General features: G+C 71.2%; 13 protein-coding genes. 9 read left to right on the top strand and 4 right to left on the bottom strand.

Annotated elements, in window-relative coordinates:
- The first annotated feature begins 30 nt into the window (after positions 1-30).
- Complete coding sequence (locus QQ657_RS52255) at positions 31-798, top strand: DinB family protein (RefSeq protein WP_284749946.1); 768 nt, start codon at positions 31-33, stop codon at positions 796-798.
- Positions 799-942: 144 nt separating this feature from the next.
- Here QQ657_RS52255 and QQ657_RS52250 read toward each other — a convergent pair whose 3' ends face one another.
- Positions 943-2,337 carry a helix-turn-helix domain-containing protein gene (locus QQ657_RS52250; RefSeq protein WP_284749945.1) on the bottom strand — a complete coding sequence of 465 codons (1,395 nt, stop codon included), beginning with the start codon at positions 2,335-2,337 and terminating at the stop codon, positions 943-945.
- Positions 2,338-3,116: 779 nt separating this feature from the next.
- Between QQ657_RS52250 and QQ657_RS52245 the strand changes: the two genes are divergently transcribed.
- The 5 genes from QQ657_RS52245 to QQ657_RS52225 are packed head-to-tail and all read left to right on the top strand — an operon-like array spanning position 3,117 to position 9,016.
- Positions 3,117-4,358, top strand: a complete 1,242-nt coding sequence (locus QQ657_RS52245; RefSeq protein WP_284749944.1) for a cytochrome P450 — start codon at positions 3,117-3,119, stop codon at positions 4,356-4,358.
- Positions 4,355-5,596, top strand: coding sequence for a cytochrome P450 (locus QQ657_RS52240; protein ID WP_284749943.1), 1,242 nt, complete (start codon positions 4,355-4,357; stop codon positions 5,594-5,596). Before QQ657_RS52245 ends, QQ657_RS52240 begins: the two co-directional genes overlap by 4 nt.
- Positions 5,593-6,813, top strand: a complete 1,221-nt coding sequence (locus tag QQ657_RS52235; RefSeq protein ID WP_284749942.1) for a cytochrome P450 family protein — start codon at positions 5,593-5,595, stop codon at positions 6,811-6,813. The genes QQ657_RS52240 and QQ657_RS52235 overlap by 4 nt, the downstream gene beginning before the upstream one ends.
- Positions 6,814-6,831: 18 nt before the next feature.
- Positions 6,832-8,244 carry an NDP-hexose 2,3-dehydratase family protein gene (locus QQ657_RS52230; RefSeq protein ID WP_284749941.1) on the top strand — a complete coding sequence of 471 codons (1,413 nt, stop codon included), beginning with the start codon at positions 6,832-6,834 and terminating at the stop codon, positions 8,242-8,244.
- Between the two features lie 13 nt (positions 8,245-8,257).
- On the top strand, positions 8,258-9,016 hold the full coding sequence (locus tag QQ657_RS52225) for an NAD-dependent epimerase/dehydratase family protein (protein ID WP_284749940.1): 759 nt from the start codon (positions 8,258-8,260) through the stop codon (positions 9,014-9,016).
- Positions 9,017-9,071: 55 nt separating this feature from the next.
- Here QQ657_RS52225 and QQ657_RS52220 read toward each other — a convergent pair whose 3' ends face one another.
- Positions 9,072-10,208, bottom strand: a complete 1,137-nt coding sequence (locus tag QQ657_RS52220; RefSeq protein ID WP_284749939.1) for a nucleotide disphospho-sugar-binding domain-containing protein — start codon at positions 10,206-10,208, stop codon at positions 9,072-9,074.
- Positions 10,209-10,461: 253 nt separating this feature from the next.
- Between QQ657_RS52220 and QQ657_RS52215 the strand changes: the two genes are divergently transcribed.
- The 3 genes from QQ657_RS52215 to QQ657_RS52205 are packed head-to-tail and all read left to right on the top strand — an operon-like array spanning position 10,462 to position 13,057.
- Positions 10,462-11,226: an SDR family NAD(P)-dependent oxidoreductase gene (locus tag QQ657_RS52215; RefSeq protein ID WP_284749938.1), complete on the top strand. Its 765-nt coding sequence runs from the start codon at positions 10,462-10,464 to the stop codon at positions 11,224-11,226.
- Positions 11,213-12,793: a class I adenylate-forming enzyme family protein gene (locus QQ657_RS52210; protein ID WP_284749937.1), complete on the top strand. Its 1,581-nt coding sequence runs from the start codon at positions 11,213-11,215 to the stop codon at positions 12,791-12,793. The genes QQ657_RS52215 and QQ657_RS52210 overlap by 14 nt, the downstream gene beginning before the upstream one ends.
- 51 nt (positions 12,794-12,844) lie before the next feature.
- Positions 12,845-13,057, top strand: coding sequence for an MbtH family protein (locus tag QQ657_RS52205; protein ID WP_284749936.1), 213 nt, complete (start codon positions 12,845-12,847; stop codon positions 13,055-13,057).
- 5 nt (positions 13,058-13,062) lie between these two features.
- Here QQ657_RS52205 and QQ657_RS52200 read toward each other — a convergent pair whose 3' ends face one another.
- Both QQ657_RS52200 and QQ657_RS52195 read right to left on the bottom strand, forming a co-directional pair.
- Positions 13,063-14,292: a cytochrome P450 gene (locus QQ657_RS52200; RefSeq protein ID WP_284749935.1), complete on the bottom strand. Its 1,230-nt coding sequence runs from the start codon at positions 14,290-14,292 to the stop codon at positions 13,063-13,065.
- Between the two features lie 89 nt (positions 14,293-14,381).
- On the bottom strand, positions 14,382-14,697 hold a 316-nt coding region (locus QQ657_RS52195; protein WP_284749934.1), incomplete at its 5' end, for a MarR family winged helix-turn-helix transcriptional regulator.

Here is a 14,697-nt window from a genome sequence, read left to right as displayed (position 1 = left end):
AACCCCCGCACGGTGCGCAAGACTGCTCCGATGGTTTCCGAATACGCCCAGAGCGACCAGTTCCGCGGCGCTCGCATCCACCTGTGCACCCTCGACGGCCTCGAAATCCGCGACTGCGAAGTGAACGGCCTGAAGATCGTCGACTGCTACGGCAGCGACGTCTACCTCGGTGGCGACTTCGAGCGCGTCGTCGTCAACGACATCGACGTAACCGCCTACGTCGAAGCCGAACTCGACCGCCGCCACCCCGCACGGGCGCTGGCACGGAACGCGGCGTCCCCCGAGGACTACCGGGCCGCGTGGGACGCCATCGAAACCCTGTGGAGCGCGACGCTCGACCGCGCGAGGCTGTTGCCCGACGCGAAACTCCACGAGCGGGTCGACGGCGAGTGGTCGTTCGTCGAGACACAACGGCATCTGCTGCTCGCCTCCGATGCCTGGCTCGGCAACGCCGTGCTCGAGGAGGAAACGCCCTACCACCCGCTGGGCTTCCCCGCCGGCGGGACGCCGCCCGAGGAGGCGGCGAAGCTCGGCCTCACCCTCGACGCCACCCCGACACTCGACGAGGTGCTCGCGCCGCGAAAGGCCCGCATGGCCACGATGCGGCGTGTCGTCGACGGCCTCACCGCGGCCGAACTGGACCGGGTGTGCGGGCGCAAGCCGGCCGACCCGTATCCCGACCAGGAGTACGTCGTGCGCCGCTGCCTCAAGGTCGTGCTGAAGGAAGAAGCCGAACACCACCGTTACGCGGTGCGCGACCTCGCAGTGCTCGAGGCAGGCGTGTCCGAACCGCGGTAGCCGCCGAGACCTTCCCCGGCCGGGTGCCGACGCGGGAGCGGCCGCGCACGTCAGTGGCAGCTTGGCGTAGCGGGTGGCTGGGTCGGTGACGCCGGACCGCACGGCTGTCCCCCCGCCATGCGATCCGGCGTCATCGGCCGGCGGTCACACCTGGATGCCCAGGACTGTCGTCGCCCGCTGGCGGACGTTCTCGAGGTCGGCCAGCGGGTCGCTCGTCTCCGACACGCTCACCGCGAACGTACGGACGAACGGGTTTATCCGGAACGCGGCCGCACGCGCCGAGTCGTAGTGGACCGAGATGATCTGCCACTCCATGAGGTACTCGATCATCCGCTCGGCGTCGTCGACCGAGGTGCCGAGCACCGCGGCCGCCATGTCCAAGGTGAACTCGTCGGCGTGAATGTGCGACAGCGCGCACAACGCGCGCTGCGTGTCCGGGGACAACTCTTCATACAGGGTGTAGAACCGGCCGCTGAGGTCCCTCTGGCAGGAACCGATCAGATCCTTCCTCGTCTGCGGGTTGATCAGCGCCGTGAACATCCGGTGCAGTGTCCAATGTGGATTCCGCAGCAGCCGGCCGCTGACCCACTGCAGCGCGAGCGGGAGCCCGCCGCACAGGGTGGCCAGCCCGATCGCCGCGTCGTACTCGTCCCTGATCCGCTGCTCGCCGAGCGCCGCCGCCAGCAGGGCCACCGACAGGCCGACCGACAGCGGCTCGACCGAGACCGTCGGCATGCCCGCCTGCGCCGGGAACCGGCGCCGGCACACCGCGAGCACCGCGCTCGCACTGACGCCCGGCAGCACCTCGCGAACCTGGGCTTCGCTGACCACCTTGTCGAGAACGATGAGCAGCCGGCGGCTGGCCAGGAAGCTGCGCAGCGCGGCGGCGGCCGATTCGAGGTCGGAGCCCTCCGCCACCGGCGCGCCGACCGAGCGGGACAACCGCCGCACGACGTCGAGCGGCCGCATCGCCGACTGGCCGTCGGGACTCAGGTCGATGAAGAGCTGACCGTCCGGGAACAGGTGCCGCCACTTGTAGGCCGCGTGCACCGCGGCCGTCGTCTTGCCCACCCACGGCGACCCGACGATGAACGCGGTGTTGCCGTTGGCGGGGGCCAACGTCTCGGCCGCGGCCACGGATTGCAGGAAGTCGTCGAGCACCGGGTAGTCCGGCAGTGTGGTGTGCGGTCCCGGCAGCCGCGGCGGCAGCTCGCAGATCCGGCCCGGTTCCCCCGGCTCGAAACGGGCCTCGTCGTGGCCGCACCGGCCCGCGCCGGCCACGGCGTGCGGCAGCGACACCTGCAACGTGGACTTCCGGGCCACGTGGACGAGCCGAGCCGTGTCGTGCTCGTCCAGGCGCATCCCGCTGGCCAGCAGCTCCACCGTCTTGCGTTGCGGACGGCGGGTCCGGCCCCGCTCGAGGTCGCTGATCGCCCGCACGCTGATACCCGACGCCTCCGCCAATTCTTCCTGCGTGACGCCGGACTTGATGCGCAATCTCCGCAATTCAACTCTGAATGATTCGTTTGATTCGAACACAAGGCCCCCATAGAATTTCCCGCCGGTCCCATCGCAAAAACAGCCGACCGAACCGCGAGTACCCTTGATCGGCAACCACGCGCCCCCAGTCCGCGCCTCCCGGCAACGCCCCAGCACGCGATCACCTATTGCGCACACTCCGACACCCGACGGAGTGAGCTGTCCAATCAATTCAGTTCGCGCTGAATTTCACCCCGGTTACCAACCCCCAGTTGTCAACTTGTACCACAGTACCGTGATCTCCCTGCCCGGAGATCACGTCGTGGAATTCTCTGGTCACCGGACCTCGGCACCGAGGGTGCCCGGACGGTCCGGCGAGAGCGGGGATCAAGCGGACGTCGGCGAACGGCCGCGCAGCTCGCGGTCGGCCGCGAGCCGGAACCCGGCGGCACAGGAAGGGGAATCCGCGGACCCGTCCCGCTCACCGGGCTGCTCCGGGTGGCGCGCACACAGCTGGGTGGCGTCGGATGACCGAGGCCGACTGTCGATCTCCATATGGCGCACCCTCGGAGGGTCTCGTTCGGAAGATATGAGTTTGTCTATCAATGCGTCTGACATGTTGTCAAGGTACTGATGTCGCCTAAGTCCGTTTTATCCAAGTTCGCCCGAGAGGCCCGCGGAACCGCCGCGCCGGACCGGAAGGAGCGCCGGCGCGAACGTGCACCGAAACCGCCGGAACACTGCTGCCGTTCTCTCAGGTGTCCGGCACGTGGTGAGCCAATAAGGTCGTCGGTGACGTCGAGTTCGAGTTTTTTCCCGTCAGGCCACTCGAGGTGACCATGCCGAAAACAGACGCTCCCGCATTGTTCAGCGAAGAGTTCACCGCAAATCCCTATCCCACGTACCAGGCACTCCGCGAAAACGAACCGGTGGCCTGCAAGCGGTACGCCGGCGAGCGTATGCAGGTGTGGTTCGTCTCCCGTTACGAAGACGTCCGCGCGGCGTTCCGCGACCCACGTTTCCGCAAGAGCCGCGAATCGGTGTCGGCGGGCGGGCTGGCCAAGGGGCGGGGAAACCCCGAACTGGCCGCGTTCCACCGGACGTTGATCATGCTGGACCCGCCGGAGCACACCACGTTGCGCCGGCTGGTGGCCAAGGAGTTCACCCCACGCCGCATCCGGGCGATGGCGGACAAGGCAGCGGCCTACGCCGACCAGCTCGTCGCCGGGTTCCGGCCGGACGGGAAAGCGGAGCTCGTCGGCCAGCTCGCCGTTCCGCTGTGCTACCACATCATCGGCGGAATGCTCGGCTCCCGGCCCGAGGACGACTGGCCCGGGTTCGACTGGAACCGGCTGCGGGTGCTCGGCAACCGGCTGACCACCCCGGACAACAGCGCGACGACCGTCGACTACGACGAAATCAAGTTCGAGATCAAGGCGATGGTCGAGGTCCTGATCGCGCGGCGCCGCGAGCACCCGGGGCCCGACGTGTTCAGTGCGTTGATCGCGGCCACCGATCGCGGCGAACTGTCCGCCGACCAGCTCTTCGGCCTGGTGGTCACCCTCGTGCTCGGCGGCATGGACACGACGGCCGCCTTCCTCGGCAACGCCCTGCTCGCGCTGCTGCTCGACCCCGGTCAGCTGGAGCTGCTGCGGTCCCGCCCCGAGCTGATGGACAAGGCGGTCGAGGAGCTGCTGCGGTTCGACGGCGCCATGCAGACCGCGTCGTTCCGGTTCACCAGCGAAGACGTCGAGCTCGGCGGCACGGTCATCCCCCGCGGCGCGGTCGTCGCGCTGACCCTGGCCGCGGCCAACCGCGACCCCGGGCAGTTCCCCGACCCCGATCGGCTGGACATCACGCGGGACGCCAAGCACCACGTCGCGCTCGGGCACGGCATCCACAACTGCCTCGGCGCGGAACTCGGCCGGATGCTGACGCGGATCACGCTCGAGACCGTGCTGCGCGGGCTCCCCGATCTGGTGCTCGCCGCGCCTCCCGACACCCTCGACTGGCGGCCCGGCATCCTGCTGCGCGCCGTCCGCGAACTGCCCGTCACCTTCACCGACGAGGAAAGCCGATGACCCAGCAGGACGCGGTGCCCGAGCTCTTCAGTCCCGAGTTCGTGGCCTGCCCGCACGCCACCTACGAGCACATGCGGGAGGAGGACGGGGTTTCCCAGCGGTTCTACCCGGGCGGCCTGAACCGGCTCTGGTTCCTCACGCGCTACGACGACGTGCGCGCGGCGCTGATCGATCCCGACCTGGTCAAGGACCGCAGCTCGGTCACCGAGGGCTCGCTCGCGGCGCACCAGCTGATGGACCCGGAGCTGAAACCGTTCCACCGCAACCTGTCCATGCTCGACCCGCCCGAGCACACCCGGCTGCGCCGCGTGATCTCCAAGAACATGACGCCGCGGCAGGCGCGCTCGCTGCAGGAGCCGGCGGAACGGCTCGCCGACGAGCTGATCGACAAGTTCGCCGCCGACGGCGAGGCGGAACTGATCGAGGGGTACGCCTCGCCGCTGGCCGACGGGATCATCGGCGAGCTGGTCGGGGTGCACGTGCTGCCGCCGGCCGACTGGGCCCGGCTGCGCGAGCTCGGCCGCAACCTGACCAGCCCCAGCTACCAGCACCACTCCGAGGACTTCGACCGCATCAAGTACGAGATCCGCGACCTCGTGCTCGAGGTGATCCGGTTGCGCCGCGCGCAGCCGGGCGACGACGTGATCAGCGATCTCGTCCGGGCCCACGACCGCGACGAGATGACCGAGCAGGAACTGCTGGCCATGGTGGTCACGATGGTGCTGTCCGGCGTCGACTCGGTCACCGCTTTCCTGGGGACCGCATTGCACTCGCTGCTCACCCACCCGGACCAGCTGGAACTGCTGCGGGCCCGGCCGGAGCTGATGGACAACGCCGTCAACGAGCTGCTGCGCTACGACAGCGGGACCCAGACGGCGACGTTCCGGTTCGCCGCCAAGGACCTGCGGTACGGCGACGCCGTGATCCCGAAGGGCGCCGTCGTGTGCCCGGTGATCACCGCGGCGCACCGGGATCCCCGGCACTACGACGAGCCCGAACGGCTCGACGTGACCCGGCAGGGCGAGCTCAACATCGCGTTCGGCATCGGCACGCACAACTGCCTCGGCCAGAAGGTGGGCCAGCTGGTGAGCACCGCGGGGCTTTCGGCCGTGGTACGCCGGCTGCCCGGCCTGCGGCTGGCCGTCGAGCCCGCCGAGCTGCGCTGGCGTTCGGGGTTGCTGCTGCGCTCGGTCTACGAGCTGCCGGTCCGGTTCGACGCGAAGGGAGCCATCGGATGACGGAGATCGCGGGCAGCAGCCCCGTTTCGGAGATGTTCACGGCGGACTTCCGCCGTGACCCGTACCCGACCTACGCCCGGTTGCGCGAGTCGGCCGCGGCGTGCCCGGTGACGGCACCCCACGGGTTCCCGGCCTACGTGATCACCCGCTACGAAGACGCCCGAGCCGCACTCGCCGATCCCCGGCTCAGCAAGGACATGTACGGCGCGTGGGACGCCTACGTCGCCATCTTCGGCGACAGCTCGGTGCACCTCGACGACAACATGATCAACTCCGACGGGGCCAAGCACACCCGGCTGCGCCGGCTGGTCAACCTGGCCTTCACCCCGCGCCGGGTCGAAGCGCTCCGGCCGCGGGTGCAGGCGATCACCGACGAGCTGCTCGACGGCATCCCCCTGGGGGAACCGGTCGACCTGATGGACGCGTTCAGCTTCCCCCTGCCGATCACGGTGATCTGCGAGCTGCTGGGGGTGCCGGAAGCGGACCGGGCGGACGTGCAGCGGTGGTCGGCGACGGTGGCGCACACGGGGTTCGACGAGGAGTCCACCAGCGCCCAGCAGGAGGCCGAGGGCCGGCTGCACGAGTTCCTGGTGGACCTCATCGCCCGCAAGCGCGTCGAGCGGGGCGACGACCTGATCGGCTCGCTGGTGAGCGCTCGCGAAGACGACCGGCTCGACGAGCGGGAGCTCGTGTCGTCGGCCTGGCTGCTGCTGTTCGCCGGCCACGAAACCACCGGCAACCTGATCGGCAACTCGATCTTCCACCTGCTGCAGCGCCCGGACCGGCTGGCCGAACTGCGTGAGCGGCCGGCGCTGATGGCGCAAGCGCTCGAGGAGCTGCTGCGCTTCGACGGGCCGGCCGAGAACGCGACCTTCCGGTACGCCACCGAGGAGATCCGCATCGGTGACGAGGTGATCCCCCAGGGCGCGCTCGTCCAGATCGCGATCGCCGCGGCCAACCGGGACCCGGCCCGCTTCCCCGATCCGGACACCGTCGACTTCGGCCGCGCCACCAGCGGTCACCTCGGCTTCGGCCACGGTGCGCACTACTGCCTCGGCGCGCCGCTGGCCCGGATGGAAGCGCAGATCGCGCTGTCGACGCTGTTCACGCGCTTCCCGGGGACCCGGCTCGCGGTGCCCGCCGCGCAGGTGCCCTGGCTCGGGGTCGAGATCCCCGCGTTCCGCGGGCTCGCCGAACTGCCGGTCCTGCTGGCGTAACGGAGGATCCGAATGCCGATGGCCATGTCCACCGGGCTGCTGCGCCACACCGACGCTTCGCTGCCCGAGCGCATCGCCGAGTCCGCCGCGACGCTCGACGGGGTGCTGACCCACCGGGAAGTGACGGCGTGGCTGGAAAGCCGGCGGCCGCACCACGTCCAAGAGGTGCGGCGGATCCCCTTCGCCGAGCTGGGCAGCTGGGATTTCGACCCGGACACCGGCAATCTCGCGCACGCCAGCGGCCGGTTCTTCTCGGTCGAGGGCCTGCGGGTGCGCAGCGACTTCGGGCCGGTGCGCGAGTGGTCCCAGCCGATCATCCACCAGCCCGAGATCGGCATCCTGGGCATCGCCGTGCGCGAGATCGACGGCGTGCTCCACTGCCTGATGCAGGCCAAGGCGGAGCCGGGCAACCCGAACGGGCTGCAGCTCGCGCCGACGGTCCAAGCGACCCGCAGCAACTACACCCGGGTGCACGGCGGCCGGGTGGTGCCCTACCTGGAACACTTCGCCCCGGCCGACCCGCGGCAGGTCATCGCCGACGTCCTGCAGTCCGAGCAGGGCGCCTGGTTCTACCGCAAGCGCAACCGGAACATGGTCGTGGAGGTCGGTCCCGAGGTCGAGGACGGCGACGACTTCCGCTGGCTCACCTTGGGGCAGCTGCACCGGCTGCTGCACCTGGACAACGTGGTCAACATGGACGCCAGGACGGTGCTGTCCTGCCTGCCGGCGGCGGCCGACCGGGGCGGTGCGGCGCGCCCGGCCATCGCCCGCTCGGCGGACGGCAGCTCGGGCAGCCTGCACACCACGGCGGAGGTGCTCAGCTGGATCACCCGGATGCACACCGAGCACGAGCTGGACGCCGAACCGGTGCCGCTGCGCGAGATCGAGCGCTGGCACCGGACGGACTCCGCCATCGCCCACGAGTCGGGCCGGTTCTTCAGCGTCATGGCCGTGGACGTGCGGGCCGGCTGCCGGGAGGTCGGCTCGTGGCAGCAGCCGTTGCTCGAGCCGCACGGGGTCGGCATCGTCGCGCTGCTGGTCAAGCGGTTCGACGGGGTGATGCACGCCCTGATCAACGCCCGGGTCGAGCCCGGCTACCTGGACGTCGTCGAGCTGGCGCCCACGGTGCAGTGCGTCCCGGAGAACTACCGGCACCTGCCCCCCGAGAGCCAGCCGCCCTACGTGGACCTGGTGCGCGCCCGGCGGCCGGAGCGGACCTGGTTCGACGTCGAGTTTTCCGAGGAGGGCGGCCGGTTCTACGACGCTCGGAGCCGGTACGTGATCCTCGAGGTCGACGACGGGTTCTCGGTCCGGCCGGACGGCCAGTTCCAGTGGCTGACGCTGAGCCAGCTGACCGTGCTGCTGCAGCACCGCCACTACCTCAACGTCCAGGCCCGGACGCTGGTCGCGGCGCTGCGGGCGCTGATGTGAGCGCCCGGCCGCGATGCAGGTGATCGGCGGCGGTTTCCTGGCCACGCACGTGCGTGCGCACTTCGGCGACCGGCACCCCGGCGTGACGGCGATCGCGGCCGGCGTGTCGAGCACGATCGTGGACTCGGCGGCCGAATTCGACCGCGAAGCCGAGCTGCTGTACCGCGTCGCGCTCGAGTGCCGGGACCGCGGCCGGCTGGCGTTGTTCTTTTCGACGGCGTCGCCGGTTCTGTACGGGACGCCGTCACCGGGCACCGAGACCGGGCCGGTGTTCCCCACTTCGGCGTACGGCCGCCACAAGCTGGCGCTGGAAACGGTGCTGGCGGCCAGCGGGGCCGGCTGGCTGACCTTGCGGCTGAGCAACCTCGTCGGCTCGGGCCAACGTGAGCACCAGTTGCTGCCGGCGTTGATCGCCCAGGTCCGGTCCGGTTCGGTGCTCGTGCGCCGCGGTGTCTCCCGGGACCTGGTGGACGTCCGCCACGTCCTCGCCGCGCTGGACGGCCTGCTGCGCGCCGGCGTGCGCGACACCGTGGTGAACGTGGCGTCCGGGGTGCCGGTCCCGGTCGAGCGCATCATCGCCGGCATCGAGACCCGGCTCGGCACGACGGCCGTCAAACGGGTGGTGCACGGACCGGCGAGCACCCCGGTGGTCAGCTTGGACCGCTTGCGGCGGCTGGTGCCCGAAGTGGGCACGTTCGGCTTCGGGCCGGGGTATCTGTCCACATTGCTCGATCGGTACGTTCCGGCGGGCGAGCCCGCGCTCCCCCGGTGAACGGCGCTGCCGGGCGGCGGTGAAGGATTCCTCCACCGCCGCCCGGCAGCTCGATTCACGCCGTCGGCGTCGTCGCGGGCTCGGCCAGCTCCGCGGCCACCTCGGCCGGGCTGGGCCGGAGCGCGTTTTCCGCCGCCAGCCGCCGCGAAACCTCCTTGAGCGCCTCCGCGTCGGTGACTCCGGCGGCCGCCGCGGCGATCTCCGCCGGGTCCTCCGTGGCCCGGGACAGGCTGATGCCCGCGCCGGCTTCGGTGAGCCGGCCGGCGTTGCGGAACTGGTCGCCGAAGTGCGGGATGACCAGCTGGGGCACGCCGCACGTCGCGGCCGTCAGGGAACTCCCCATCCCACCGTGGTGCACGATCGCCGTGCACGTCGGCAGCAGGACGGCCAGCGGCACCCAGTCCGCTCGCACGCCGTCGGGCAGGTCGCCCAGCACCGACCGGTCCTTCGGGTCGATGGCGATGACCACTTCGTGGCCGTGCCCGAGGAATTCGTCCAGCAGCCGCCGCCAGAGCGGGGCGACCTCCGGGTCGCGCCGGGGCAGCATGGTGCCCATCGTCAGGCACACCCGCGGCCGGGCCGGCGCGCCGTCGGTCAACCAGGCGGGTACGTCGGCCGGCCGGTGGTGCGGGACGTACCGCATCGGGGTCACCGGCACCTCCGCCGGGAACTGCAGGCCGGCCGGGCAGATGTCGAGCGTCCGCACGGGCTCGGCCAGCGGTGGCAGCCCGGCGGCCGCCATCGACGCGGTCGCGGCGGCCAGGATGCCTTCCGGCGGGAACAGCCCCCAGTGGTGCCGCACCCAGGGCACGCCGGCCTCGGTCGCGGCGGCCGGGCCGGCCAGCTCCATGGGCTCGGAAACGACCAGATCCGGACGCCACTCCCCCACCAGCCGCCGGACGGCCGGCAGCGCCCGGACGGCCGCCTCCCCGCACCGCCGTCCGCTGCCCTCGGCCGCCCGTTGCGGGTCGAACCGGCCGAAGGTGACGCCCGTCGGCGGTTTCAGCAGCGTGGACAGGTCACTCGGGGGCAGCACGGCGGTGGCGGGCAGGCCCACCCCCCGCACCGCCGGGGCGAACTCGTCGTCACCGGCGACGAGCACGGTGTGGCCCGCGTCCCGCAACGCCTGCGCCAGCGGCACCATCGGGAACAGGTGGCCGACGCCGGACAGGGTGGTGAACAGTACTCGCAACGGTGGACTCCTCTGTTCGGCGCAGCCGGTTTTCGAACACCACTTTCCCCAGGATGCGGACCGCCGGACTTTCCCGGCCAGTGAATCGGGGCATCTGCCGGGAAACTGCCGGTGGCGAAGTTTCTTCTTTCCACCGGAACCGCATGGCCCGATTCGCCGTGCGTTGCTTAGCCTTGGCCGGAAAGCACGGTTCGGCATTCGAACGACCAGAAAGAATCGCCATGCGACGCACCTTGCAGCAGCCGGACGCCCGGTGACCCGGGTCGCCGTCATCGCGGGCGCGAACGACGACGTCGGCCCGGCGGCCGCGGTCCGGCTCGCCCGCGGCGGATTCGACGTCGCGCTGATCGACACCGACCTCACCGGGTTCGAAGAGACGGCCCGGCAGATCGCGCAGGCCGGCCGGCAGTGCGTCGCCCTCGAAGCCGATTGCGCCGACAGCACTTCGTTCGAGAGCGCGGTACGCGCGGCCGGTTCCGAACTCGGCAGCCCGGCCGTCCTCGTCACCGGCGTCCCGCTCGGCGTGCCGGCCGATCTGTCGCCGTCGCTCGAGCACCACATCGGCACGGTCCGGCGGCGGTTGCGTTCGCTGTTCGTCTGCTGCCGGGCCACCACGGCGCACATGGCCCGCCGGAAGTGGGGCCGGGTCATCAACGTCGGCCTGGCCACGGGCACCGGGGACGACGAGTGGCGCGACGCGCAGACCGTGCTGTCCGGCCTGATCGGGTTCACCCGGACCCTCGCGGTCGAGCTGGCGGCGTTCGGCATCACCGCGAACTACATCGCGCCGCGGGCGTGCGCCACGAACCCCCGCCCGCGCCTGAGCTCGGCCGGCGACGGCACCGAGCCCTACTCGGCGGGCGTCGCGCACGTGGCGGAATTCCTGGTCGACGACCGGGCGGGTGCGATCACCGGCCAGGGCACCTACGTCGCGGGCTGGTCGCGCCCGCCCCGGGGCCTCGACCGGCAGCAGCTCCAGACCTCCAACGGGAAGTGGGACAGCCATGTCAGCCACTGAGCCGGCGGCCCCCGGGCACTACGTCGCGCGCATCCTGGGCGAACTGGCCGGGGACGGCTACCGGCCGGTCCTCCGCTGGCGCGACGAGACGTTCACCGCCGCCGAACTGCGCTACGCGGTCCTGCGGGTCGCGTCGGCGCTGCACGAAGCCGGCGCCGGTCCCGGGGACACGGTCGCGATCCTGACCGCGGTGAACAGCCCGTGGATGCTGGTGGCGCGGTACGCCACGCACCTGCTCGGTGCCGTCGTCGTGCACATCAGCGGCGCCAACCACGGGACGGTGACGCACGAGCTCCCGGTCGCGGCCCGGGCCCGGATGATCCGGGAGACCGGCGCGTCGTTCGTGGTGTTCGACGACGCGAACGCCGAGCGGGTCGGGAAGATCGCCGCACTGCTGCCGGAACAGCCGCACCTGTGCGGGGTGGGCCGGCCGATCCGCGACACGGTGACGGTGGACGGCCGGCCGCTCGGCCACTACCGGATGGAGTTCGAGCCCCAGGCTCCCGAGTGCTCCACGGTGATCTACACCAGCGGCAGCACGGGCCGCCCCAAAGGCGTGTACAAGCCTTTCGCCGCGTGGAACGACCTCGTGCTCGCCGGCGCGGACGAACCGAAGCACTTCCTCGTGGTGAGCGCGGCCAGCCACACCGGCGGCGTCCTGGCCGACGTGGCGATCGCCTCCGGCGGCAGCGTGCTGCTGCGCGAACGGTTCGAGCCGGAACCGTTCCTGCGGGACATCGAAAAGTACCGGATCACGGACACGTTCATCGGCGTGCCGCTCCTCTACGAGCTGGCGGGCCACCCCGCCGCGCGCTCGGCGGACCTGTCGTCCCTGCGGGGACTGCTCTACGGCGGCTGCCCGGCGTCCCCGGAACGCGTCGAGCAGGCGCTCGCCGTCTTCCCGGGCGTGCTGCACTACGCCTACGGGACGACGGAGGCCGGCCCGATCGCCATGCTGCCCGCCGACGGCCACGGCGATCCCGCGCTGCGGACGACCGTCGGCCGGCCGCGGCCCGACATCGCCGTCGTCATCCGCGATCCGGAGACCGGCCGGGAGGTACCGGTGGGCGACGTCGGTGAGGTGACCGTCCGCAGCCCGTACGGCATGCGGGGCTACGCCGCCGATCCGGAGCTGACGGAGGCGGTGCTGCGCGACGGCTGGGTGCGCACCGGGGACTACGGCAGTTTCGACGACGCCGGCTACCTGCGGTTGTTCGGCCGGATGAACGACGTGGTCAAGGTGCACGACACCAAGATCGCGCCGACGGAGGTCGAGAAGGTGCTCGTGGGCCACCCCGGGGTCGTCGACGCGTGCGTCTACGGCCACCGCCGCGCGGACCTCGTGGAGGAGCTGCACGCCGGGGTGGTGCTGGCCGCGGACCGCCCACCGGGCTTCGATGCGTTGCGGGACCACGTGTCCCGGCACATGACGCCGACGCACGCGCCGGTCAGGTTCGTGCGCTGGCGCCGGTTCCCGGTCAGCACCGCGGGAAAGGTCGACCGCGTCGCGGTGCGCCGGGCCAATGCCCTCGTCGCGGCGGAGGACGAGGGCCTGGTCGACGCGTAGCCGCGCCCGGCCGGTCCGGGCCGGGAACATCTCTGGTGTGGAGGGAACTTCGTGGGAACCAACCCGTTCGAAGACCAGGACGGCCGCTACCTGGTCCTGGTCGGCGACGCGAACGAGCATTCGCTGTGGCCGGCCTTCGCCGAAGTGCCGGCCGGCTGGCGGATCGCGTCCGGGCCGGCCGACCGGCGGTCCGCGCTCGGCTACGTCGAGCGGAACTGGACCGGCCTGCGGGCCCGGGCGCCGATCCACGCCGGGGAGGCGTAGCCCGCTCAGGCCGTGCGGACCGGCACGGCCCGCAGCCCGCGGATCTCGCCGATGGCCCGCCACCGCAGGTCTTCCGGGGCGCAGTCCAGCTCCAGCACCGGGAAGCGGTCGAGGAGCAGCTCGAGGAAGACCGCGAGCTCCACGCGCGCGAGGTGGCTGCCGAGGCAGCGGTGGATGCCGCGGCTGTAGGCGAGCTGCCCGTGGTCGGTGCGCGTGATGTCGAACCGGTCGGGGTCGGCGAACCGGGCGGGGTCGCGGTTCGCCGCGGTCAGCGAGGCGATCACGGCGTCACCGCGCTCGATCGCGACCTCGCCGTACGCCAGGTCCTCCGCGGCGAAGGCCAGCACGGAGGTGAACGGCGCCTCGATGCGCCCGAACTCCTCGACCGCCGAGGGGATGCGCGCGCGGTCTTCGCGGAGCAGGGCGAGCTGGCCGGGGTGCGTCAGCAGGGCGGCCACCCCGCTGCCGATCATGTTGCCCGTGGTCACGTAACCGGCCACGACGATGTTGACCAGCAGCGAAACCAGTTCGTACCCGGCCACCTCGTCCGACGCCGGCACGGCTTCGGCGAGAGTGCTGGTCAGGTCCGGACCGGGCTGCCGGCGCTTCTCGGCGATGAGCGCGACCAGGTAGTCGCGCAGCGAGTGCAGCGCGACGCGGTGGGCCATGAAGCTGTCCTCGTCGGTGTCTTCCGCGAGCAAGCCGGCGATGATCCGCATCAGTTCCAGGTCGTCGCCCCGCGGCGCACCGAGCAGGTCCCCGATCACCGCCAGGGGCAGGCGGTAGGCGATCCGCGGGATGACGTCCCACTCCGGCGTCTCGGCGAGTTCGTCGATCAGGGGCGCGACCACGGTCTCGATCCGGCCGACGAGCCCGTCGATCCGGTGGCTGGTGAAGGCCGGCTGGACGAGCGCGCGCAGCCGCGTGTGCTCCGGCGGGTCGACGGTGTCGAGGACGCTGGGCGGGACGAAGTCGCGGCCGGCCACCGCGGCCCCGCCACCCGGGATCCCCTGCCGGATCGGGTCCACCTCCCCCGGCACGTTGCGGACCAGCCGCGGGTCGGCGAGCGACTCCCGGACGAGTTCGTACTCCGTCAGCAGCCAGGCGTCGAACCCGAACGCGGTCCGGACGCGCGCGACCGGGGCTTCGCGCCGGAGCCGGGCCAGGGCGGGATAGGGGTTTTGCAGGAATTCCGGATCGGAAAGATCGGCCGTGATCGCGATCGAATCAACCATGCCGACATCATGAGCACGAATCATTCTCACGAGCAACGGGAATGGTGATTAGTGCGGGTTTTCTGCCGGTATGGAATTGTCGGTTCGTTTTACCGGTCGGGTTCGGGCAACCGGCCGGCGACGTGGTCGCGCAACCGGCCGAGCACGTCGACCAGCGTGGCGCGTTCGGCGTCGCTGAGGATGCCGAACGTCAGCTCCGCGTGGGCGTCGTGCAGCGCCTTGATCTCGCTCAGGTGCTCGTGGCCCTTGGCGGTGATCTCGAGCCGGATCGACCGGCGGTCACCGGGATCGTCACACCGCTTGAGCAGCCCTTCGTCCTCCAGGCCGTCGACGAGGGACGTGATCGACCTGCCGGTGACGCCGAGCCGGTCCTTGAGGTCACCCATCCGCGGGGTGCCGGCCTCG

Origin of the sequence: Amycolatopsis ponsaeliensis, from assembly GCF_030182635.1 — a bacterium.
GTDB lineage: Bacteria > Actinomycetota > Actinomycetes > Mycobacteriales > Pseudonocardiaceae > Amycolatopsis > Amycolatopsis ponsaeliensis.
This window is presented reverse-complemented; position numbering and strand designations above follow the sequence as displayed.